Source organism: Lentibacillus populi (assembly GCA_014642895.1).
Classification (GTDB): Bacteria; Bacillota; Bacilli; order Bacillales; family Amphibacillaceae; genus Lentibacillus_C; species Lentibacillus_C populi.
Genome location: BMJD01000031.1, coordinates 34,334 through 55,742, shown reverse-complemented (window position 1 = coordinate 55,742; position 21,409 = coordinate 34,334). Strand labels below are relative to the sequence as shown.

At 40.8% G+C, this 21,409-nt stretch carries 22 protein-coding genes, 1 pseudogene and 1 riboswitch; of the genes and pseudogenes, 8 read left to right on the top strand and 15 right to left on the bottom strand.

Annotated elements, in window-relative coordinates; translation table 11 throughout:
- A pseudogene (locus IEX12_RS16345) lies at nucleotides 1–275 on the bottom strand (hypothetical protein); the annotation flags it as partial.
- A gap of 276 nt (nucleotides 276–551) precedes the next feature.
- Nucleotides 552–1,964 (bottom strand): glycoside hydrolase family 18 protein, encoded by a 1,413-nt coding sequence (locus IEX12_RS16340; RefSeq protein WP_188725497.1) that lies wholly within the window; start codon nucleotides 1,962–1,964, stop codon nucleotides 552–554.
- A 204-nt stretch (nucleotides 1,965–2,168) separates the two neighbouring features.
- Here IEX12_RS16340 and IEX12_RS16335 point away from each other — a divergent pair, with 204 nt between their 5' ends.
- Nucleotides 2,169–3,407 (top strand): Nramp family divalent metal transporter, encoded by a 1,239-nt coding sequence (locus IEX12_RS16335; protein WP_088051316.1) that lies wholly within the window; start codon nucleotides 2,169–2,171, stop codon nucleotides 3,405–3,407.
- A 38-nt stretch (nucleotides 3,408–3,445) separates the two neighbouring features.
- Here the strand turns inward: IEX12_RS16335 and htpX are convergent, their stop codons facing one another.
- From htpX to IEX12_RS16315, 4 genes are all read right to left on the bottom strand, one after another.
- Nucleotides 3,446–4,339 (bottom strand): zinc metalloprotease HtpX, encoded by an 894-nt coding sequence (htpX, locus tag IEX12_RS16330; protein ID WP_102416055.1) that lies wholly within the window; start codon nucleotides 4,337–4,339, stop codon nucleotides 3,446–3,448.
- Between the two features lie 12 nt (nucleotides 4,340–4,351).
- Nucleotides 4,352–4,900 carry a LemA family protein gene (locus IEX12_RS16325; RefSeq protein WP_088051317.1) on the bottom strand — a complete coding sequence of 183 codons (549 nt, stop codon included), beginning with the start codon at nucleotides 4,898–4,900 and terminating at the stop codon, nucleotides 4,352–4,354.
- Between the two features lie 154 nt (nucleotides 4,901–5,054).
- Nucleotides 5,055–6,485, bottom strand: coding sequence for an aldehyde dehydrogenase family protein (locus IEX12_RS16320; protein ID WP_088051318.1), 1,431 nt, complete (start codon nucleotides 6,483–6,485; stop codon nucleotides 5,055–5,057).
- 73 nt (nucleotides 6,486–6,558) lie between these two features.
- Complete coding sequence (locus IEX12_RS16315; protein ID WP_102416057.1) at nucleotides 6,559–8,193, bottom strand: acetolactate synthase large subunit; 1,635 nt, start codon at nucleotides 8,191–8,193, stop codon at nucleotides 6,559–6,561.
- Between the two features lie 228 nt (nucleotides 8,194–8,421).
- Here IEX12_RS16315 and IEX12_RS16310 point away from each other — a divergent pair, with 228 nt between their 5' ends.
- Nucleotides 8,422–9,201: a DUF3891 family protein gene (locus IEX12_RS16310; protein WP_230856137.1), complete on the top strand. Its 780-nt coding sequence runs from the start codon at nucleotides 8,422–8,424 to the stop codon at nucleotides 9,199–9,201.
- A gap of 231 nt (nucleotides 9,202–9,432) precedes the next feature.
- Nucleotides 9,433–10,191 (top strand): TerC family protein, encoded by a 759-nt coding sequence (locus IEX12_RS16305; RefSeq protein WP_088051321.1) that lies wholly within the window; start codon nucleotides 9,433–9,435, stop codon nucleotides 10,189–10,191.
- Between the two features lie 56 nt (nucleotides 10,192–10,247).
- Here IEX12_RS16305 and IEX12_RS16300 read toward each other — a convergent pair whose 3' ends face one another.
- Entirely contained in the window at nucleotides 10,248–10,844 is a 597-nt protein-coding gene (locus IEX12_RS16300) for a lysophospholipid acyltransferase family protein (protein ID WP_088051322.1), read from the bottom strand.
- 169 nt (nucleotides 10,845–11,013) lie between these two features.
- Nucleotides 11,014–11,058: riboswitch (PreQ1 riboswitch) on the top strand.
- Between the two features lie 6 nt (nucleotides 11,059–11,064).
- On the opposite strand from IEX12_RS16300, the gene IEX12_RS16295 reads away from it, so the two are divergent.
- Together IEX12_RS16295 and IEX12_RS16290 are read left to right on the top strand one after the other, a co-directional pair.
- Nucleotides 11,065–11,556, top strand: coding sequence for a QueT transporter family protein (locus tag IEX12_RS16295; protein ID WP_088051323.1), 492 nt, complete (start codon nucleotides 11,065–11,067; stop codon nucleotides 11,554–11,556).
- An 89-nt stretch (nucleotides 11,557–11,645) separates the two neighbouring features.
- Nucleotides 11,646–12,248, top strand: coding sequence for a YgaN family protein (locus IEX12_RS16290; RefSeq protein ID WP_088051324.1), 603 nt, complete (start codon nucleotides 11,646–11,648; stop codon nucleotides 12,246–12,248).
- A 20-nt stretch (nucleotides 12,249–12,268) separates the two neighbouring features.
- Here the strand turns inward: IEX12_RS16290 and IEX12_RS16285 are convergent, their stop codons facing one another.
- Both IEX12_RS16285 and IEX12_RS16280 read right to left on the bottom strand, forming a co-directional pair.
- Nucleotides 12,269–12,754: an NUDIX hydrolase gene (locus IEX12_RS16285; RefSeq protein WP_088051325.1), complete on the bottom strand. Its 486-nt coding sequence runs from the start codon at nucleotides 12,752–12,754 to the stop codon at nucleotides 12,269–12,271.
- Between the two features lie 140 nt (nucleotides 12,755–12,894).
- Nucleotides 12,895–13,821 carry a S66 peptidase family protein gene (locus IEX12_RS16280; RefSeq protein ID WP_102416058.1) on the bottom strand — a complete coding sequence of 309 codons (927 nt, stop codon included), beginning with the start codon at nucleotides 13,819–13,821 and terminating at the stop codon, nucleotides 12,895–12,897.
- A gap of 159 nt (nucleotides 13,822–13,980) precedes the next feature.
- Between IEX12_RS16280 and IEX12_RS16275 the strand changes: the two genes are divergently transcribed.
- Nucleotides 13,981–14,619: a pentapeptide repeat-containing protein gene (locus IEX12_RS16275; RefSeq protein ID WP_088051327.1), complete on the top strand. Its 639-nt coding sequence runs from the start codon at nucleotides 13,981–13,983 to the stop codon at nucleotides 14,617–14,619.
- 41 nt (nucleotides 14,620–14,660) lie between these two features.
- On the opposite strand, the gene IEX12_RS16270 is transcribed toward IEX12_RS16275, so the two are convergent.
- The 5 genes from IEX12_RS16270 to IEX12_RS16250 form a co-directional block, all read right to left on the bottom strand.
- Nucleotides 14,661–15,386, bottom strand: a complete 726-nt coding sequence (locus IEX12_RS16270; RefSeq protein ID WP_088051328.1) for an EcsC family protein — start codon at nucleotides 15,384–15,386, stop codon at nucleotides 14,661–14,663.
- 37 nt (nucleotides 15,387–15,423) lie between these two features.
- Entirely contained in the window at nucleotides 15,424–16,347 is a 924-nt protein-coding gene (locus IEX12_RS16265) for a DUF4097 family beta strand repeat-containing protein (protein WP_102416059.1), read from the bottom strand.
- Nucleotides 16,340–16,900: an HAAS signaling domain-containing protein gene (locus tag IEX12_RS16260; RefSeq protein WP_088051330.1), complete on the bottom strand. Its 561-nt coding sequence runs from the start codon at nucleotides 16,898–16,900 to the stop codon at nucleotides 16,340–16,342. Before IEX12_RS16260 ends, IEX12_RS16265 begins: the two co-directional genes overlap by 8 nt.
- Nucleotides 16,893–17,219 carry a PadR family transcriptional regulator gene (locus IEX12_RS16255; protein WP_088051331.1) on the bottom strand — a complete coding sequence of 109 codons (327 nt, stop codon included), beginning with the start codon at nucleotides 17,217–17,219 and terminating at the stop codon, nucleotides 16,893–16,895. Before IEX12_RS16255 ends, IEX12_RS16260 begins: the two co-directional genes overlap by 8 nt.
- A gap of 133 nt (nucleotides 17,220–17,352) precedes the next feature.
- Nucleotides 17,353–18,123, bottom strand: coding sequence for an arginase family protein (locus IEX12_RS16250; RefSeq protein WP_088051332.1), 771 nt, complete (start codon nucleotides 18,121–18,123; stop codon nucleotides 17,353–17,355).
- A gap of 162 nt (nucleotides 18,124–18,285) precedes the next feature.
- On the opposite strand from IEX12_RS16250, the gene IEX12_RS16245 reads away from it, so the two are divergent.
- Nucleotides 18,286–18,996, top strand: a complete 711-nt coding sequence (locus tag IEX12_RS16245; RefSeq protein WP_088051333.1) for a phosphatase PAP2 family protein — start codon at nucleotides 18,286–18,288, stop codon at nucleotides 18,994–18,996.
- A gap of 105 nt (nucleotides 18,997–19,101) precedes the next feature.
- On the opposite strand, the gene IEX12_RS16240 is transcribed toward IEX12_RS16245, so the two are convergent.
- Nucleotides 19,102–19,272 carry a hypothetical protein gene (locus IEX12_RS16240; protein WP_155555031.1) on the bottom strand — a complete coding sequence of 57 codons (171 nt, stop codon included), beginning with the start codon at nucleotides 19,270–19,272 and terminating at the stop codon, nucleotides 19,102–19,104.
- 407 nt (nucleotides 19,273–19,679) lie between these two features.
- On the opposite strand from IEX12_RS16240, the gene IEX12_RS16235 reads away from it, so the two are divergent.
- On the top strand, nucleotides 19,680–21,278 hold the full coding sequence (locus IEX12_RS16235; RefSeq protein WP_088053447.1) for a catalase: 1,599 nt from the start codon (nucleotides 19,680–19,682) through the stop codon (nucleotides 21,276–21,278).
- Nucleotides 21,279–21,409 lie beyond the last annotated feature (131 nt).

Below are 21,409 nucleotides of genomic sequence, written 5' to 3'. Positions count from 1 at the left end.
ATTTTTTTCAGTTCGTCCAGACTTTTTAATTGAGCCTTGGCAGCTTGAACAGCACTATTAGCGTAATAGTCGTCCAATTGATATTTTTCCTTGACGTTTACATGGATCGATTTTTCCCGTCTACTCTGGCCCGAACGCTTTTCCTTGACCAAGGTATTCAAGACGAACTGTTTTGCACGGTTGAAGCAGGATAAGCAATCGCGAATAGCTCCAACAACTGAATTGGAAAGTGTATTTTTATAGATTCGATTAGAGAAATATGCCTTTGTGCTCATCCCTTAAAAGCCCCCTTTTCTACCATCTATGCCTATTATCACTCGAATACACGTTCTTGTCAACTTCAAAAAATCTCTCTTGGAGAGGCGATTCATCCCCTACCTACTCATTGGATTTCACCCTATACATTCCTTGAGGAAGGGGTCTTCTCGCCAATGGAAGATAAAATGATGCTACTAATCCTATATACTTTGGCTATATTTGAAAGCAGCGTACACTTAAGGACCCCTATATCACAGTTATACAGGGGCATTTTGTAAATAATATCATATTTATTACAACTTCCTCACTCTAAAATTATCCCCCAAAACCGCCCAGTTTTGCGGGAATGGGTTTCCTAACACCCAGTAGCTTGCTCCTCTTAGACCATATTCCTTTAACACATCGTATTTTGCTTGAACACTGCGGGCATCTTCAAACCATACTTCATGCTGCTGACCAGTCTCATCAGTATAGCGGAAAAATGGCGACTGGTAGGTTGTATTATACTGAATACTGGCGCCATAGTTTGCTGCCATCTGGACGGCTTCTTTCGGGCTGATCGTTCGAGCGATTGTCCCCTCTTGCCACGGAATTTTCCAATCACGGCCGTATAATGGTATCCCCATCATAATTTTATTGCGGGGAATGACGGTAACAGCAAAATCCAATACTTCACGAACTCTATTAATTGGTGCAATAGCTAATGGTCTGCCACCGGCCCAGCCCCATTCGTATGTCATAATGATAACGAAATCAACAATCTCTCCATGTGCAGCATAATCATGTGCTTCGTACAGTAATCCTGGTTGATCTGCACTGATTTTTGGTGCAACGGCTGTTGAAACAAGCAATCCTTCAGGACGCAGCCTTGTCACTACTCGGCGTAAGAATGCGTTATAATTTTCTCTGTCTTCCGGATAAACGTATTCAAAGTCAAAGTTTACTCCTGCATATCCTTTTGCCCTTATGGTTTCTAAAAGATTTGCAATTATCCTTTCCTGCAGGTCTGGATTTCTTAAAATCGTGGCAGCCAAGTCTGAATCAAAGTTTCCCCCGGAAAAGTTTGTTAAAACAAGGAGTGGGGAAACACCGTGCACTCGGGCTGCCTCCAGCAAGGCGCCTTCCTGCATTTGCGTAATTGTCCCGTCTTCTCTCATACTGTACATAAATGGGGAAAGATAGGTGAAATTTCTCCCTAACGCCAGTACCTCCGCTCTCCCTTGTTCATTTATTTGTGTAATATAAGCATTTATTTCTGTTACCGGCCGATTGCTGTGAGGAATTCGCAATGTTTGGCCTGGGTGTAGCACAGATGTTGGTGTGATATTATTCGCCTGTGTAATTTGATTTACGGTTACACCATACTTCCTGGCAATTGACCAAAGCGTATCACCTGCTTGTATCGTATAGGAAAAATAAGGAAGTACAAGCATTTCACCTACATAGATGAGTGATGGATTTGTAATATTGTTTACCGCGGCAAGCTCTTGGACAGTTACACCATGCCTATCCGCGATTGACCACAATTGATCACCAGGCTGCACCACATATTCACGATAAGGAATCGGAACAACCAGTGTCTGCCCAACGACTAAGACATTTGGATTATCTAACTGATTTACTAATACAATTTGGTAGATATTTGCATCATAGCTTTGTGCTATCCCCCATAACGTTTCCCCCTGCTTAACCACATGAATTTGCATCGTTATTTCCTCCAATTTTCATTTCTATATCCATGCTATTCATGTGACATCCGTCCTGTTAATGACTAGTTGAAGTGTCAAACGAGGGTTGACATTTATGCCAATTTGGGATAAACTAATTTCGAAAGTTGCATTAGGTAAACTATATTTTATTAATCCATATAACTGGTTGGAGGAAAACAATTAGAAAAGAAGGAAAAAATTATGGGAGCAACTGAAAATATTTTTAACGGGAAAACAAGAGGATTCAAGCGGATATTACCCTTTTTAGGGCCTGCCTTTATAGCGTCCGTTGCCTATATTGACCCAGGTAACTTTGCGACAAATATTACTGCCGGATCAAAATATGGTTATATGCTGTTATGGGTTATTGCAGCTTCTAATTTAATGGCGGTATTAATACAAACCCTGTCTGCAAAATTAGGGATTGCAACTGGAAAGAACTTGCCTGAGATAGCACGACAGCGGTTTCCAAAAGGGATTTCCTATTTTTTGTGGGTACAAAGTGAACTAGTGATTATGGCGACGGATTTAGCCGAATTTATAGGTGCTGCATTAGGTCTTTACTTGCTTTTTGGAATACCAATGCTACCCGCTGCACTGATAACGGCGATTGTCTCATTTGCCATACTGGAGTTGCAGCGCCGGGGCTATCGTTCACTTGAAATAGGAATTGCAGCAATGGTTATGATGGTTGTACTTGCTTTTGCATTTCAAACATTTTTAGCAAAACCGGATGCACTTCAAGTTTTAAATGGAATGGTCATACCGCGTTTTGATGGAGTAGAAAGTATCTTGCTCGCAACAGGCATTCTCGGAGCAACGGTAATGCCACACGCGATCTATTTGCATTCATCCCTTATGCAAAACCGGATAGTCGGCAAAAATGATCGGGAGAAAAAACTTATCTTTAAATTTGAATTTACCGATATTGTGGTTGCCATGATAATCGCTGGTGCTATTAACATGGCTATGCTGATTATCGCTGCTGCATTATTTTATAAAGAGGGGTTAGTAGTTGAAGATTTGGATGTAGCGTTTCGTGAGCTAAACCATTTAATCGGGCCATTTGCAGCTGGGGCATTCGGTGCCGGTTTGTTAATCGCTGGGTTGTCCAGTTCTTCAGTTGGTACGTTGTCAGGCGATGTTGTCATGCAAGGGTTTATTAAGAAGCGCATACCCCTATATGTACGACGGTTTGTTACGATGATTCCGCCTTTACTTGTAATTATTTCCGGGGTAAATGCAACATATGCGCTTGTCATAAGCCAGGTGATTCTTTCATTTGGTATTGCATTTGCACTTGTTCCACTAATTATGTTTACAAGTAACCAAACCATTATGGGGGTTCTGGTCAACAAACGTATAACAACTATTGCAGCTTGGATTATCGCTGTTTTAGTTATTTTATTAAACTTGTTTTTGGTGGTCGAGTTAATTTAACTGCAGTACAGGGACAGTCCTAAGACTGTTCCTGTTTTTTACATATTTTCCAGTCGTTCAATTCGACTCTCTATTGGTGGATGAGTAGCCCATAGACTGCCCCGTTTTTTACGCTTATTCCCTAAAGGTCGTGCAATATACATAGATGCTGTTGCCTCTTTCGCGTTTTTAACATCTCGTGGATTCTGGCTGATTTTCGTTAAGGCATTAATCAGCCCCTTAGGATTGCGCGTTATTTCGACTGCAGATGCATCAGCCAAATATTCACGATTTCTGGAAACAGCTAGTTGCACAAATTGAGCCGCAATCGGTGCCAGAATAACAAATACCAGTGCAATAATCATTAGAATAGGGTTGGACTTCTTATTTCCCCCGCCACCCCTTCTGCCACCACTAAAAAATAGCATGCGCGACCCAAAATGGGCAATTAAAACAATAACACCGACTAGTGCTATGCAGAGTGTCATCAGACGAATATCATAATTCCGTATATGTGAAATTTCATGGGCTGCCACACCAGACAACTCTTCACGATTCAACCTGTCCAATAAACCTGTCGTAAATGCAACAGCGCTTTTCTCAGGTTTTATTCCGGTGGCAAATGCATTAGGTGCCGGATCATTCACAATATAAACCTTTGGCACCGGAATCCTGGCAGCCAGTGAGAGTTCCTCCACAACATCGAAAAGTTGTGGATTGTCCTCACGCTTTATTTCCTTCGCCCCGGACATACTCAAAACCTGTGATGTTGCGGACATGTAGGTAATCGGTACATAGAATGCTAGAATGATAAGCGTAATGATTAACCCCGACCAGGAGTCATTATTAAACAGATAGCCGATTGCCCAGCCAATTACCAGCACAAGCACACTAAATACGGTGACCAGCAGGATCGTTTTGCGCTTGTTTTGCAATATTTGTTTATAAAGCATAATTTTCCTCCACTAAAAGGTTACATTTGGTACTTCGCGATCCGCTTCGGGAATCGATAATAGCTGTTCCTTATCAAAACGAAACATTCCAGCCAGTATATTAGTAGGAAAGGATTCCCGTTTAATATTGTAATCAGCTACTGTTTTATTGTATAGCTGCCGTGAATAGGCTACTTTATTTTCCGTCGTTGTCAATTCTTCCTGGAGATTAAGAAAATTCTCGTTCGCCTTCAGATCCGGATATGACTCCGATAATGCAAAAATTGACTTTAATGCTCCTTCAATTTGATTATCTGCCTCAATTCGCTCTTGTGGTGTGCCATTTACTAATTGACTACGGGCCTGTACAACTTTTTCCAATGTTTCCTTTTCATGCTTTGCATATCCTTTAACCGTGTTCACCAGATTAGGGATTAAATCATGACGTCTTTTTAACTGTACGTCAATTTGACTCCATGCCTCTTGTACCCAATTACGGTATTTCACCAACCCGTTATAGGACACAATGGAAAAAATTACAATGATAACCACAACTGCAATCACGATAATAGTCGGTACCATTTCTTCCATCCTCTCTCAAGCAGCTATTTTTTTTCACTATAAGTATATGATTGTACAGATATAGTATAACATAGAAAGTAATCTGTTTTTTGCCTAAAAAACGCAAGTCCCGTGACTTATAAAGCATAAAGTCACCGGGACTGACTTCGCCCAATTATTCACCTGTTTTTATACTGATAAATTTCTGCTCCATCATTTCTTCCATTGCATATTTGACTCCCTCTCTGCCGACACCACTGTCCTTCCAGCCACCGTAAGGCATGTTATCGATTCGGTATGTTGGAATATCATTTACAATAACGCCTCCTGTTTCCAAACGTTCAGCCGCATAAAACGCCCGCTCTAGGCTTGGAGTCATAACGCCTGAATTTAATCCATACCGGGAATCATTGGCTTCATTAATCGCATCGTCCAACGTATCGAACGGAGAAATACAGACAATTGGACCAAAAACTTCAAAGCGGGATACCTTGGAATCACGATTTACATTTGTCAGAACAGTTGGCATCATAACGTTTCCCTTTACATTGCCGCCACATTCAATTTTAGCACCTTCCTCCACAGCTTCGGTCAGCCAGCTTTGCAGGCGTTCCAGCGATTTTTTTGAAATAACTGCTGTTATATTGGTTTTCTCATCAAGCGGTGAACCAACGACCAGCTGTTTCGTTCGGGTGACAAACCGTTCTAAAAAGTCGTGATACAATGATTGGTGAACATAGATTCGCTGAACCGAAATACATACCTGACCATTGTAGGAAAAAGCCCCCATTACACTGCGTTCAGTGATTTTATCAATATCTACCCCTTCGTCAATAATAAAAGGAGAATTCGATCCAAGCTCAAGTGTCAGCTTCCGGAAGCCGGCTTGCTGCTGGATCAGATGCCCAACCTCAACGCTACCGGTAAAGGTTACCTTTTTTACGTGTGGATGGGTGGTTAATGCCTCACTTAGCACATCCCCTTTACCCGGAATAATATTCAAGACCCCATCCGGAAGACCAGCCTCCTTAAATACCTCAGCAAGAAACAATGAACTTAACGGGGTTTGTTCTGCGGGTTTTAACACAATGGAATTCCCAGCAGCGATTGCGGGTCCGACTTTATGGGCAACAAGATTAAATGGAAAATTAAACGGTGTTATCGCTGTTACTACACCGATTGGGGTTCGTTTAGTAAAACCAAAACGGTTTTCGCCACCCTCTGCCGCATCCATGGGAATTCGTTCACCGTAATTGCTCTTGGCCGCCTCTGCGGAAAAACGATAGGTTTGTACAGTACGGCTTATTTCCTCCTGAGCATTGCGGATTGATTTAGCACCCTCCAGCGCAATAATTTTGGCACACTCATCACTGCGCTCTTCCATAATCGTTACAACTTTAGCTAAAATTTTCGCGCGTGCATGTGCAGGGTAGGACCGGAATTTTTGAAAAGCAGCGTGCGCCTCCACAATGGCTTCCACAGCATCCTCCGGTTCCGCTTGTCCAATTTGTGCCAGTTCTTCTTCCGTATGCGGGTTATTTAAAGGTTCATATGCCTTGGCTTCCCGCCATTTCCCGCCAATCCACAATTGCCACTTCTTTGTCATCTTGCGTTCCTCCCATTCTTGAGGTGCTGTCACTTCCCGAATAATATTACGGGGTTTGTGCAGCCTCTTAGCATTATAGTTTACAAATATAATCACCAAGTGTTTTGGTTAGCTCGACATTTTCTGAGTAATCTACATCTACATCAACTAATACAATCGTTTCGCTGGCAAGTGCCTCTTCCAAGGCAGGTAATAGTTCATCTGAATGTTTTACCTTAATCCCCTTACAACCAAAGCTCTTAGCGAACGTTAAAAAGTCTGGATCGGTAAAAGCAATCGCATTTGTCCGGTCATATTTATTCAGCTGCTTCCATTCGATCAATCCATATTTTTCATCGTGGAAAATAACGATTACCATAGCTACCCCGAGCCGCTTTGCTGTTGCTAACTCAACACCATTCATTAGAAAAGCGCCATCACCCGTAACAGCAACTACTGGTTTATCCGGATTCGCAAGTTTTGCTGCAATTGCCCCTGGAACAGCAATACCCATGGCTGCCCAGCCATTCGAAATGATCGTATGATTCGGTTTTTCCGGCTGATACAGACGAGCAACCCATAATTTATGTGCTCCGACATCGGAAATAACAATTGCTTCGCCTTTTTCTGCCTTTTTCAGATCAGCAATAATACGTTGTGGTTTCACAGGACTACTTGATACTTCATCAGATGCATGAAGTTTTTCTACAAGCTGTGATTTCAACGCTTTCACTTCTGGCCAAAGTTCTTTTGCTTTCACATGGGGGCTTAATGCTTTTAACGACTCCCCTACATTTCCTACTAACTCTGCCTCAAGTGGATAATAGGCATCAATTTCTGCAGGTAGACTGTCAATATGAACAATTTTATTCATTGCCTCATCATTCCAGTATTTTGGCAGATACTCGACAAAATCATATCCAACTGTGATAATACAATCGGCAAGATCGAAGCCGCACAGCACATAGTCTTTCGACTGCATCCCAACCGTATACAATGTCAGCGGATGATCGGATGGGAGAATGCCCTTTGCCATAAACGTGTTTACAACTGGAATATTTTTAGCTTCAGCAAATTCTCTTAATGCTTTGGCTGCATCATTGCGAAACACACCGTTTCCAGCCAGGATTATTGGCTTTTTTGCTTGATTGATCTTCTCTGCAGCCTTTCTTACCTCATCCTCTGCCGGTTGTGATATTGGCAATGGTGTGACAGGGAGCACCTCCCCATTCGTGTCCGTCATGGCAATATCCTCGGGAAGCTCAATATGAACGGCACCAGGCTTTTCCAAAACAGCAGTCTTAAATGCTTTCCGAATAATTTCCGGAATGGTGTGGGCAACGCGTATTTGCTGATTCCATTTCGTTATTTCTTCAAAAACACCGATAATATCTACATATTGATGTGATTCCTTATGAATACGTTCAAGCCAGGCCTGTCCTGTAATGGCAACAACTGGCGCATGATCAAGATAAGCATCACCAATTCCTGTCAGCAGATTGGTGGCACCTGGCCCAAGTGTAGCTAAACAAACGCCAGGATTCCCGGTAAGTCGGCCGTAGACATCTGCCATAAACGCTGCTGCTTGTTCATGATGAACAACAATAAATTCAATATTAGAACCAATGAGCGAATCAACCAGATCCGTATTTTCCTCACCAGGAATACCAAAAATATATTTTACGCCCTCATTCTCTAAACACCTTACAAATAAATCCGAAGCCTTCAAGTCGTTTAGCCTCCTCGTTGTTTATTTTTTTATAGTGTTCCGTGACAGTAGAAAAATTATGTAGTAACTAGACTTTTCCGGGTTGGAGCGAGGTTTATAGAAGATTTTGTTGCTGGTTGACTTATAGCTAGCTGTTTTATTAACATCTTCGGTACAGCTTGAACGGTACAAACGCAATGAGCTATAATAATTTAAAATGCGGGGTGGAAAGGGTGGATAAACTTGATTGTGCGGGATCACTCGGATCGTTATATTTTAATCGAACAGGATAACCATGCCCATATATCTGGCAAGCTCGCGGCGAATTGGCAAGAGGCACTTTTTCAGGGAGATAGGGTAAGAAAAGCAGTTGAATTTGCTATTTATCATCATGATCTTGGCTGGAGACTTCTAGACAAACAACCATTCTGGAATGATAAAAGCAACAGGCCATATACATTCTTGGATTTCCCCGAACTTCCGAAAACCGTTTTTTACAAACATGGAATTGATGAGGTTGAACAAAACGATACCTATGCAGGTCTATTATGCAGCCGGCATTACACGCGCTTTTTGGAGAATAGCACACTAGAAGAAGCACGGTTATTTGTTCAGCATGAAAAGAGGCGACAGCAGCGGATCAAACAATCACTACCCGCATTCGACCAAGCAAGCTTCGACTTTCATTACGGGCTGCTGCAATTTTGTGATAATGTATCATTGTATATTTGTTTGAATGAACCTGGAGCTGCCAAAGAACAGGAACACCCTTTTTTTAAGGATGGTATTCCTATCCCCGATTCATTTGCTTTCTTAAAACAGAAAAAGGCAGAAGTCGCTTGGATGAACGATCAGACTATCATGATGGACGTGTTCCCCTTTAACGGTTCTGTAGACGTTATGCTAAAACAAAAAACAGTAACGAAAGAATCTATTTTGGAAAAAGGGGTGATAGAGAGCTATCAAAATGCCCCGTTACAACAAACGACTATTATGATCGAGGCAAAAGAAGGTTACATTACGAATTGACATATTCTCAGAAAAATGGTTAAATAAAAGTAGATTTTCAAAGGGGAGTAGCTTTAACAGTAAAGTCGTCATTACAGAGTGCGTTTTAGACTCTCGGCTTTACCGGCAACTTACGGCGTTGTTAGCAAGACCTTTGCCAATGTGGTAAAGGTCTTGTATTTTTTTTGAGGCCTTTACCATATTAACTGGTAGAAGCCTCTATTTTTTTATTTGGAGAAGGGAGCAGTCGATATGGATTCACTTTGGCTGGAATATGGATGGACATTATTAGTACTAATCGGATTAGAGGGTATATTATCTGCTGACAACGCACTCGTTCTGGCAGTAATTGCTAAACACCTGCCAGATGAACAAAAGAAACGTGCCATAAATTATGGTATTATCGGTGCGTTTATTTTCAGGTTCGCAGCCCTATTTGCGATATCTTTTCTAGTAAATGTGTGGCAGGTCCAAGCAATTGGTGCAGCCTATCTTATTTACTTGGGTTTAAAGCATGTATTTGGAAAGGAAAAGAAGAAAGAAGTATCAACCGGGAATGGTTTTTGGCCTACAGTAGCCAAAATTGGTGTTGCCGATCTTGCCTTTGCAATTGACTCGATTCTTGCAGCTGTTGCACTTGCCGTAGTCCTTCCTGAAACACCGTTACCGACGTTTGGCGGGATGGACGGAGGTCAATTTATAATTGTAGTTATTGCGGGGATTGCTGGTTTAATCTTAATCAAGTTTGCTGCAAACTGGTTTGTTACACTTCTAGACAAGCGCCCCGGGCTGGAAACAACAGCTTATTTAATTGTTGCTTGGGTTGGCGTAAAACTCGCTGTTATTACGCTTGGTCACAAGGATGTAGGCATCCTGGATGAGCACTTTGCCCATAGCACTGGCTGGAAAATTACCTTCTGGGGAATCCTTCTTGCTATAGCAGTCATTGGATGGTTTGTTTCAGGAAAGAGCAGCTCACAGAAAGGTTCCATTGAGGAAGGATCTTCTTAATATAACGATATAACGCCCTGTCGCTTCAGATGGTTTCAAGCGACAGGGCGTTATATTCATCTTGACCCATAAAGTCCCTGTTTCAATTTGTTCAATTCATCATTCAGCTGATGCATCATCGCTTCAGAAGCAACTTTTTTAGGTAGCCCTGTATCTAAAAAGATTGGCTCTCCGAAGATAATACTTGGCTTTTTACGCTTGAACAAATCTTTAAAGTTATTTGGACCGACATAAGCAACAGGTACAATTGGAACCTTTGAATGACTCGCAATGGTTACTGCCCCTCTTTTCAAAGGCACTTCATCACTTGTTCTCGTACCACTTGGAAATATACCGACAACTTCCCCTTCCGCCAGTAATCTACGCGGGATTTTAATGGAGCTCGGACCGGGATTTTCCCGATCCACGGGAAAGGCATTTAACTTTCTCATCAACCAATTTAACAAACCAGCTTGGAATAACTCCTTTTTCGCCATATAATGAATTTTCGTTGGCAATACGGATACTCCTAGCCACAATATATCTACCCAGCCTGTATGTGTGCAAGCTATAACATACCCTCCAGACTGTGGTAAATTTTCCTTATGATAAATTTTTATTCTGCCAAAAATGCTTAATACTATTTTTAAAACATAGGCTGCAAAATAATACATAACGATCCCCCTCTTCTGTAAGAGCTTATCCCTGCTATCACGTACAATATCGACTCAGGAATAACGCTTTTAAACTTATTTTAACACATAGTATTATGATCTGGTACTAATTATTACTATTGCTTTTTTCTTAAAAAGATTTATAATGAAATGGTTTGATAACCGTATCAAACACGTGGTTCGCAACCATCCCACGATAAAAAACTAAGGAGTGACTAAGATGAAATTAAAAACGCTGGTAATAAATGCGGTGATTGCGGCGCTTTATGTTGCGGTCTCATTAGTATTACTAATCTTTCCGCCGCTCGCCTTTTCGAATGTGCAGTTTCGTATCCCGGAGGTGTTCAATCACCTGGTTGTCTTTAATAAAAAGTATTTTGCCGGGATTGTTACAGGTGTCCTGTTAACAAACATCTTTTCCCCGACAGGAGTATTTGATTTGGTGTTTGGTGTGGCCCATTCAGCATTATCATTAGGAATTACCATCTGGCTTGGTAAATTCATTAAAAACCATTTAGCTCTTATGATTGTTAATACACTTGTATTCACATTTAATATGTTTATCATTGCCTTTGAATTGTACGTAGCTTTGGATTTCCCATTCCTGCTCACCTGGCTGACAACTGCTGCAGGAGAAATTGTTGTGATGGCAATCGGAATTCCAATTATGCATGCATTGAATAGGAAAGTACAATTTGGCAAATTGGTTTAATCAACGCAGCCTGCTATCTAAATGAACAGCAGGCTATAATTTTCTTTTTTGTTTGAGATATTTATACTTTTTTATAAGGGGCTGAATACATGAAACGATTTAGCTTAATGGTTATGTTAAGTTTAGTTTTTGTCCTAAACGCATGTGGCAATGATCTAAAAGGGGATGCACAGCTTAATGATGCTGACTTAACCGAATTTGAAAATGGCCTGCTTGATCTGATGAGTGGTGGTGCATTCGCATTTGACCTGGAAGTAAATAACGATGATCTTCAGGAAATACATAGTACAGTTGATTATTATACGAATGGCACATTTAATCGGCACGTACTGGACTTCAATACGGCGATTGATCCATCAAAAGGGCAAGATCCCGTTCGTATCATATTCATTCCACAGCAAATAGACGATCAACATGTACAATGGACTTCCTCGATTATGTCGAATGGGGTAGATACGGCCGAACAATCAACATTTACATCAGAGGCTATTCCTATTGAAACAACGTCTTACGCCTCTGGTCCAACTGGATTACCAGCGCCTCTTGTTATAGACAAGAAGAAAATCGTTGCTTCTACTGTATATTCTGATAAAAATGGAATAACTACCTATCAAAGCATTGAAACTGAGCAAGATATTCAGCAGGCTACCGACTATGAGGATGTTTTTCTGGTTACAATGGAATTGCACTAAAAGGAGGGTTAACCCTCCTTTTAGCTTCGTGACAACAAACTAAAAAAATTTTGCAGAGTAGGAACGATTTCCCCTTTTTGGATCATCTTTTCATATGTATCTTTGCTTACCCATTTAGCATCGATTACTTCGTCAGGTTGAAATTCCAGATCATTAAGCTTAGCGTTGGAGATAAACAGCCAGTTGTCGGAATGGTGATTGCTTCTCACTTCGCTAAAAAGAAGTTGTCCACTTTCTGGATTCAGCTCAATGCCCAGTTCTTCTTTTGTCTCTCTTAAAGCACCTTCCAAGCTGGTTTCCCCGGTCAATACGGAGCCCCCTGTACACTCCCACAGGTTTCCATAATGCTTGTTCGGATGCCGCTTTGATAGCAGGAGTTTCCCCCGATCATTTTGAATCCATACATGAACAACGATATGATAGCATCCTTCAGGCAGTGGCTCACCTCGTGTATGTGTCTTTCCAATCTTATTACGGTCATAATCGTATAGATCCCATTTTTCCAAAAGATCACCTCAGTTTTATTATGCTAATGGATAGGTAGCTTTACCGGTATGATAACAAAGCTTAGTTTATCATGTTTTACCAAAAACCTAAATAAGCATAAAAACTCTGAAAGTATATTTTTTAACCTGCGTTACAGCTACTAAGTCAAACTAATCACAGGCTCCATTACTGTCAACGTATTATTCACCGTATCCAGGTTAACGGTTGCACCAATTGGAATTGCCGCTTTATACGTGCCATGTGCAGTCGTAACATTGGTCATCAATGGTTTACCAAGTGGCACAAGGAAATCATTAATCAGATCTTCATAGGAGGTTCCGTAAGCAACCGGGCATTCCGTACATTCTCCAAGTACAATCCCAATGCAATCCTGAAATTTTCCTGCCAATTTAAGATGGTTAAGATATCTGTAAACCGTGTTAATTGGCTCGTGCGTTTCTTCCAGCAGCAGGATTTTCCCTTTCGTATCAATTTCGTAAGGGGTTCCAAGCGTACCTACAAATGATGTGAGGTTGCCTCCAACAATAGATCCGGTCACATTGCCCGGGACTCTGCTTATTTGCGGGATTCCAGGAGGATTTTGTATTTGTCTTTGTGCGCTTAATACTGATGTTGCAGAAAAAAACTGATTATAATTATAAGCTGGCGTGTTCATGGTAAAATCAATCAGCAACAGACTTTGGAATGTAATTAAATTTGCATACTGGGCCAGGACATTTTGTAAAACGGTAATGTCACTGTAGCCGGTTAGAATTTTTGGGTGGTTTTGGATAAAAGTGAAATCAAGATAAGGAAGTATCCCTGCGACACCAACACCACCTCTTGAAGGCAAGATCATTTTCACTTGGTCATCGGCAAACATATTCATCAAGTCAGAAGCACGTTCTTGATCCGTACCTGCAAGAAAGCCATCTTCCGCATAGACATAGTCACCTAACACAACCTGAAACCCAAGGCTCCTCACCGTTTCAATTCTACTGTTTATTACGCTGGCAGGTAACGGGCTTCCGAGCGTAACAATACCGATCGTATCACCACTTTGCAGTATCGGTGGTTTTATCGCCAACAGAGACACCCCCCTTAGTTAAAAATAAAGATCAATCTAGAATATTCATAAATAGTTGAACGTGTTCCTTTCTATATGTTTTGGCAACAAGCCGTTTTGCAGTTTATGCATTGATATGCAATGATAGTAGTAAATAAAATGATGGGAAGTGCAATGCGGATGACAAAAAAATATACATTACAACAACCAAAACTCCCCCATGAACTACCTGAAGAAACTTTTTCAATTAGCGACGATCCTTTTTTCAAGGGAATTACCATAAAAGATTGCTCCATTACCGGGGAAGAAATGAATCGCTTGGCCTTTGACCAGGTTATATTTAAAAATGTCTTATTTGAAGAAGTGGTATTTCGGGACATTGAATTAACCGACGTCATTTTTACGCACTGCGACCTTTCTAATGCGGACTTCAGTGGCGGAATTATCCATCGGGTAGAGTTTAGAGAATCAAAAATGCTCGGTATTGATCTTTCTGAAGCGACGTTAGGAAATGTCATGTTTACTACGTGTCACGCCAATTTAAGTTCATTTCGATTTGCCAGATTAAAACAAGTACTATTTCAGGAATGCTCTATGGATGCAAGTGACTTTTACGAATGTGCGTTAAAAAATATTCAATTCCAGCAATGTCATTTAAATGAGGCGACGTTTGCGAATGCCCCATTAAACGGAATTGATTTGAGCACCTGTAAATTTGAACGGTTGAATATCACGATAAATGATTTGGAAGGATGCATAGTATCAGCGGATCAAGCAATTGGATTTGCCAGATTACTGGGATTGAGGATCAAGGAATAAGCAGCTCCTATTGCAAATCCAATAGGAGCTGCAATGTTTTCCTAATAGTCCCGGGGCTTTGTTGCTAAAATTCGCATTCGGTATATATTCATCGCCGTTTCCCCCAATTGGTCGAGAAGATTATAGTTTGCATAGGCTCCTACAATCGCTCCGAATCCCGGGACGAGCTGAAGCATTTTTACCAGATCAATATAATCCCGGTATTCTTGCTGAAATGCTCGCCAATCCATATCGACGAGCTTTTCCTTTTCTATCTCCCAATTTTTCAATATATGAAGCGTTTCTCTTCGTTTCTCGTCATTTGAGAAAGCAAGCTGAAACACGTGCAGGATAAACAAGCGTTCTTCATATTTATTCGCATCAAATCCGTATACAGCAGCGGCATCGAACAAAAACTTCATTTTTATCGATAATAAAAGCGGAAAATCGGCAATCCCAAGAAAAATACCACCAGCACCAGTTCCGGCTCCCTCAACAACAGCGGTCTTTCGATAGGTGGCTAACTTTTCCTGAAGAAGTACATCACGTTCCTGCAAGCCCATCCCTGCTGATTGTCCTTTGTTTTGAATCAGGTTAGAACCAAACAGCGTTGCTTTGACCATGTTTTTGATACTCTCCGTTATCACACGATGAACCTTTTCCGGTATCATCCCATTTAACTTTGTCTGCGCTTTTTTTGACAGCCGGTTAAACAGACCCGATTGCTTTACTATTTTTCTTTCCCAGGCTTGAATCTCTTCATATACCTTTCGTTCATATTCAGTCATTTCATGTCATCCTTTGGTTTCTAATCGGTGATCGTTCCTATTTATCACTCACAACTGTAATACTCCCATTATCAGTAGTCAACTTTATGACGTTATCCCCATTGCCAATTATTGTGCTGCCATCGTATTTATTTAATATATTCACTTTACCATTACCCGTTTTCACAATAAACGTTGCATTTTGAGGAGCTTTTTCCGCCGCAACATTGATCCTCCCATTATTCGATTCTAATTCGAGCGGCTGATTCAGATCATGGATGGAAAGTGAAATACGTCCATTATTTGTTTTACCCACAATTTCACCGTTTACATCGTCCATCGTAATTTTTCCATTATCGGTTTCTGAACGAATAATCGATGCCGCAGCTTGCTTTAATTCCACTGTTCCATTATCGGAGTGGACATCCACTTCTTTAACCTCGAGTCCTGTCAGCTTAATTCGTCCATTACTTGTTTTTGCATTTAGCTTGGAGCCAGTGATTTCGTTAAATTCCAGCCGGCCGTTTGATGTCACAGCATTTATTTCATCGGCATTTACATGATTTACAAAAATTTTCCCGTTATCATTCGACACAATTAGCGAATGATATTGTTTTTCCGGTACATATACCTTTAGCGTTAAGGATGGTGAAAAGAAATCAAAGCTAAAAAGTTTGCGTTGTTCATCAGCTAACTTTATGGAAAGTATATGGTTGGTTACATCAACTGTGAATTTTTCTGTACCGTTTTTAAGCCGTTTTCCCGTCAATTCTGCTCTTGGCTCCGAATCGTCGGTAGCAATGAATTCTACTGTAGAATTGTCTGTTTGGATATCGATCGTCTTAAATTGGTCATCCGCTATCATTTTCTTTTCTGAAATAGATTCCTTTTGAAAAGCGGAATGATAGGTTAGGACGACCCCTATAATTCCAACAGCCAAAAGCAGGACACCAATAATAGATAAACCTTTCATGTTAATCATTAGTTAAACCACCTTTCACGAGGGAGGTATTCAGTTTCAGATAGCGGATAAATCCACGCGTTAGTATGTTTGTCAGATGATACATGCCAATTGTAATCAGTAGCCCTAATCCGCATAGCGCTATCGAGGCAAATAAGTCAAAAAGCACAAATGATCCGGGATAAATAACAACATTTATTAAAACAAGAAGCGGTGATAAACTAAAGGCTAATCCAATCACCCAACCGGCAGCAACAACTGCCAGCAAAGCAATAAAAGGCCCAAGTACGATAATTAGATTGAAAAATCCTAGTCCGATTCCTGCCCAAACCGCGCGAAACATATTTCCGGCGGTTACATTCGTCTCCGCCTTTTCCAAGTGATACATTGCAAGCAGTTCTCTGGCTATTTTATTTGGCGAGCCAAGCGCATCGGCAATTTGCTCTTCCGTTTTCCCCTCTGCTTTGCCAATAGCAAAATGCTCTTGATAATCCTGCAAAATATCTTGCTTTTCTTCTGTTGAAAGCTTTTTTAAAGAAGCATTTAATTGATCCATAAATTGCTTTTCAGTCATTGTTTTGCACACCTTCTTCGATTAATTGATTGACAGCATTGGAAAATTCCTTCCACTCCTGCATTTGTTCATGAAGATAATCCTTTCCTTTATCTGTGAGCTTATAATATTTACGCGATGGCCCCTCAGAAGATTCTTGCAAGTAGGTTGTAAAATAACCTTCTTTTGTTAATCTCCGTAGCAGCGGGTACATGGAACCTTCGGCAATTTCAATTTTATCTGAGATCCTTTGTACCAATTCGTAGCCGTAGCAATCCTGTTTCTCTAATAATACAAGGACACAAATTTCCAAAATACCCTTCTTAAATTGTACATTCACTATTGTCACCTCATCTTAACAATCTTCACTACCTTGCTATGAACAGTATCTGTCAAACGTTAATTTATCATATAGTACTGTTTAATGCAAGGTAGTGTGATAAAAATTTTTAAAACTTGCTGATATCCAATACTTACATGCAAGTTTGCTTTAAGCATTCCCAAATAACACGATTCGCATATTCATTTTTGTTTACTGCCTCGATTGTTTGTTGATGATATTCATTAGCTGGGGTAATTGGATATTCACCACAAATGTCAATACCACAAAACGCCTTTTCCCGAATAATTTCTTTCACCATTCCAATAAGCGGTTGCAGTCTCAATGTCCCGTGATCCCAAGCTGTTACCGCATCTCTTGAGTCAAGAACATCCTTATCAACGCTTATATAAACGGAATCTGTAGGTATTTCATCCATGATAGATTTTAAAATAGTGGATTCGCTGGTATGAAGGGATTGTTCCGAATATACCGCTACTTTTTCCACCATAGCAGACGGTATTTGCTGCTTCCAGTCCTCCTTTACACCAATAAGGATGACCTTCTCAAGCAAGGGGAGTTTTTTTACTGATTCGCGCACCCATGATCCGCATGAAATTAAAGATTCATTCGGACTTGGAAACATGTCCGTATGATGATCGAATAAAACTAATGTAAAAGGCTTTTGTATCACTGATAATAACAGGAAGGAAACATAATGGTAATTTCCGCTTCCCAAAAATGTCATCTGATTTATACCGCTCTGCTTGAGTTTCTGTTCAATCAGAAATAAACCATCTTTTTCACAAAACAAATTAGTACCTGGTATCCCTTCAAGGTCAAGCCACTGACAATTTTCTGTTTGAAGAAATGCCTGCTTACGGTACGTCTGGTCAAAATTTAATACTGTCACATGACTACCCATTTTTCTGATACTCCTATCGAAACATATTTAGGTAAGCTACAATAAATATTATAGCATTTCCATTATCAAAATTGTTGGAATTCATTTTGTCGATTGTTTTCCAAACAAAAACTGATAATATAAAATGGTAGCTATTTTCATAGATTAAGAAAGAAGGGCAACATGTTGAAAATAAAAGAACTAACTGCGTATCCATTTATCCTGACGGGAATCGTGTTTTTGTTATTATTCGGCGTTATTAGCTGGGGTGTGTATGTTGATAGCAGCTGGGTTCATACCTTTGATTTAACTTGGATTGACCATTTCCAATCCTACGTATCTAACGGAAAAACATCCTTTATTATGAAAATAACCGAGTTAGGAAATATCAGGCTTGTCATTGCATTGACCATCATCCTCGTTATTGTACTCTTTTTCAAGCGAAAGTATGCGGAAGGTCTTTGGTTAGGCGGGACAATTCTCGTCTGTGCAGCTATTGCAGTTAAACTTCTTAAACATCTGGTTGATCGGGATCGTCCTGAATATCTGCAGCTTATTACAAAGACAAATGAAAGCTTTCCAAGTGGACATGCGACCGCAACGACTATCTTTTATGGTTTAATCGGTTTGCTGCTGTTCCTTGCCGTGAAAAAAGGATGGACAAAATTTATTATAGCTTTTATAACATTGGCATGGATTTTGTTCATCATGGTAACCCGTATTTACCTTGGGGTTCATTATCCAACAGATGTGCTTGCTGGATTTCTTTTCGGCATGGCCTCCGTATTTATTTCGGTAGGGGTTTATTTAATTGCCCGGGATCCACTCCGTAATCTTCTGGGAAAACTAAAATTAAAGGATAAGAGCGAGTTATTGGAAAGAATGAGAGGGTAAATGAATGATCGCCTGCACGAATATGTGCAGGCGATCATTCATTTTATGACTGTCCCTATGATCCTTCGATATCCCGCTTGTTATATCCAATAAATCCGCCAATCACTAAGGCAACAGCATTAAGGTGGTTAATCTGGAGCGTTCCTGTTTTAGCTTCCGTTTGATAGAACGGATTTGTGCTGACTTATTTTCGATATAGATTTTTTTCAGCTCGTCCAGACTTTTTAATTGGGCCTTGGCAGCTTGAATAGCACTGTTGGCGTAATAATCGTCCAATTGAAATTTTTCCTTGATGTCTAAATGGATCGATTTTTCCCGCCTATTCTGGCCCGAACGTTTTTCCTTGACCAAGGTATTCAAGGCGAACTGTTTTGCGCGGTTGAAGCAGGAAAGGGCGTCGCGAATAGCCTTAAAAAGGAAATCACCCGTCTTTTTATTGACCGACTAACCTCACTATTCAGTTGATATTTCCGTTTGGCTAGTCAAGTCCGCTTGATCAGCGGCTTTTTGTGTTTGATCAGTGATTTTTTCTTTTTAATAAGCGGGAATTCCTCTAATTTCTTGTTGATGTTCCGCTTTTTTACTACATCAGAGCAAAAATAAGAATGATTCACCGCCTTTTGGGTAGTATATGGGTGGATATTAGTATTGGAAAAATAGTAACAGAAAGCGAGATGAACATAATGAAAGATCAGCCAAATCATGATAACCATCAGACGAACATCGAGAACAAAGATACGTTAACGAACAGACAGGGACATCCAGTTACGAACAATCAAAATGTCAGGACGGTTGGCAAACGAGGGCCTGCTACATTAGAGAATTATGATTTCATTGAAAAAATCAGCCATTTCGACAGGGAACCCGTTCCTGAACGAGTTGTCCATGCTCGCGGAGCCGGTGCTCATGGTTATTTCGAAACATATGGAACTGTTGGGGATGAACCAGTTGCAAAATATACACGGGCAAAGGTTTTTCAGGAAAAAGGAAAACAAACTCCTGTCTTCGTACGTTTCTCAACGGTAATACATGGCAGACATTCCCCGGAAACAGTCAGAGACCCACGCGGATTTGCGGTCAAATTTTACACAGAGGATGGGAACTGGGATTTAGTTGGCAACAATTTAAAAATCTTCTTTATTCGTGACGCAATGAAATTCCCTGACATGATTCATGCCTTTAGGCCAGATCCCGTTTCTAATGTTCCAGACAGTGAACAGTTTTTCGATTTCTGCTCGAATTCACCGGAATCCTTTCATATGGTGACATTTGTCTACTCCCCATGGGGTATTCCAGCAAATTACCGAATGATGCAAGGGTCTGGAGTGAATACGTACAAATGGGTAAATAAAGACGGTGAAGCGGTTCTTGTCAAATATCATTGGGAACCGAAGCAAGGCATTAAAAATTTGACGGTGAAAGAAGCAAATGAGATCCAGGCAACTAACTTCAGTCATGCCACACAAGATTTATATGAGGCAATTGAAAAAGGGGACTATCCCGAATGGGAATTGTTTGTGCAGATCATGAGTGATGATGAACACCCGGAACTGGATTTTGACCCGCTTGATGACACCAAACTATGGCCGGCAGATCACTTCCCATGGCTTCCAGTTGGGCGAATGGTGCTAAATAAGAATCCGGAAAATTTTTTCACCGAAGTAGAGCAAGCAGCATTTGGCACAGGGGTTCTTGTTGACGGACTGGATTTCTCTGATGACAAAATGCTGCAAGGCAGAACATTTTCTTATTCTGATACACAACGTTATCGCGTTGGCTCCAACTACTTGCAGCTGCCGATCAACGCTGCCAAAAAACGTGTCGCAACAAACCAGGAAGGCGGCCAAATGCGTTATCAGGCTGAACATCCTAAAGGAAACCCGCACATTAACTACGAGCCTTCGATTTTGGGTGGTTTAAAAGAAGCTGAGCAAATTGGCAAAGAATATACACCAAAAGTAGAAGGAAACCTTGTCCGAGAATCAATTGACCGCCAGAGTAATACGAAACAGGCGGGAGAGACCTATCGCAACTTTGAGGAATGGGAAAGGGACGAACTCATTTCCAATCTGGTAGGTGACCTTTCCCAATGTGACAAGCGAATCCAGGATAAAATGATTGCACTAGCTGAAGAAGCAGATGAAGAATACGGCCGTCGTTTACGTGAAGGTTTAGCAACTGCCGCAAAAGACGGATCAAGCAAAAATCCAATTGGTAATAAAGATAGCGAAAAAGCTCCACAGCAAGCTGTTGAAAAAGGTCATGACGCTGATCCTTATTGATTGAACTAAGGCGCTGGAGCCGGACGTGGCCTACCCCGGGTGCAAGCTGAATAGACCTGGAATTTTATACTTTCCTACCCCCTTAAAAAACAGTCTCTTTGTAAAAACCAGGGATAGCGATCCCTGGTTTT

Excerpts from the sequence above, each read along its gene's own strand:
- IEX12_RS16340 (WP_188725497.1), bottom strand. The coding sequence starts at position 1,964 with ATGCAAATTCATGTGGTTAAGCAGGGGGAAACGTTATGGGGGATAGCA.
- IEX12_RS16335 (WP_088051316.1), top strand. The coding sequence starts at position 2,169 with ATGGGAGCAACTGAAAATATTTTTAACGGGAAAACAAGAGGATTCAAG.
- htpX (WP_102416055.1), bottom strand. The coding sequence starts at position 4,339 with ATGCTTTATAAACAAATATTGCAAAACAAGCGCAAAACGATCCTGCTG.
- IEX12_RS16325 (WP_088051317.1), bottom strand. The coding sequence starts at position 4,900 with ATGGTACCGACTATTATCGTGATTGCAGTTGTGGTTATCATTGTAATT.
- IEX12_RS16320 (WP_088051318.1), bottom strand. The coding sequence starts at position 6,485 with ATGACAAAGAAGTGGCAATTGTGGATTGGCGGGAAATGGCGGGAAGCC.
- IEX12_RS16305 (WP_088051321.1), top strand. The coding sequence starts at position 9,433 with ATGGATTCACTTTGGCTGGAATATGGATGGACATTATTAGTACTAATC.
- IEX12_RS16300 (WP_088051322.1), bottom strand. The coding sequence starts at position 10,844 with ATGTATTATTTTGCAGCCTATGTTTTAAAAATAGTATTAAGCATTTTT.
- IEX12_RS16295 (WP_088051323.1), top strand. The coding sequence starts at position 11,065 with ATGAAATTAAAAACGCTGGTAATAAATGCGGTGATTGCGGCGCTTTAT.
- IEX12_RS16290 (WP_088051324.1), top strand. The coding sequence starts at position 11,646 with ATGAAACGATTTAGCTTAATGGTTATGTTAAGTTTAGTTTTTGTCCTA.
- IEX12_RS16275 (WP_088051327.1), top strand. The coding sequence starts at position 13,981 with ATGACAAAAAAATATACATTACAACAACCAAAACTCCCCCATGAACTA.
- IEX12_RS16270 (WP_088051328.1), bottom strand. The coding sequence starts at position 15,386 with ATGACTGAATATGAACGAAAGGTATATGAAGAGATTCAAGCCTGGGAA.
- IEX12_RS16265 (WP_102416059.1), bottom strand. The coding sequence starts at position 16,347 with ATGATTAACATGAAAGGTTTATCTATTATTGGTGTCCTGCTTTTGGCT.
- IEX12_RS16260 (WP_088051330.1), bottom strand. The coding sequence starts at position 16,900 with ATGACTGAAAAGCAATTTATGGATCAATTAAATGCTTCTTTAAAAAAG.
- IEX12_RS16250 (WP_088051332.1), bottom strand. The coding sequence starts at position 18,123 with ATGGGTAGTCATGTGACAGTATTAAATTTTGACCAGACGTACCGTAAG.
- IEX12_RS16245 (WP_088051333.1), top strand. The coding sequence starts at position 18,286 with ATGTTGAAAATAAAAGAACTAACTGCGTATCCATTTATCCTGACGGGA.
- IEX12_RS16235 (WP_088053447.1), top strand. The coding sequence starts at position 19,680 with ATGAAAGATCAGCCAAATCATGATAACCATCAGACGAACATCGAGAAC.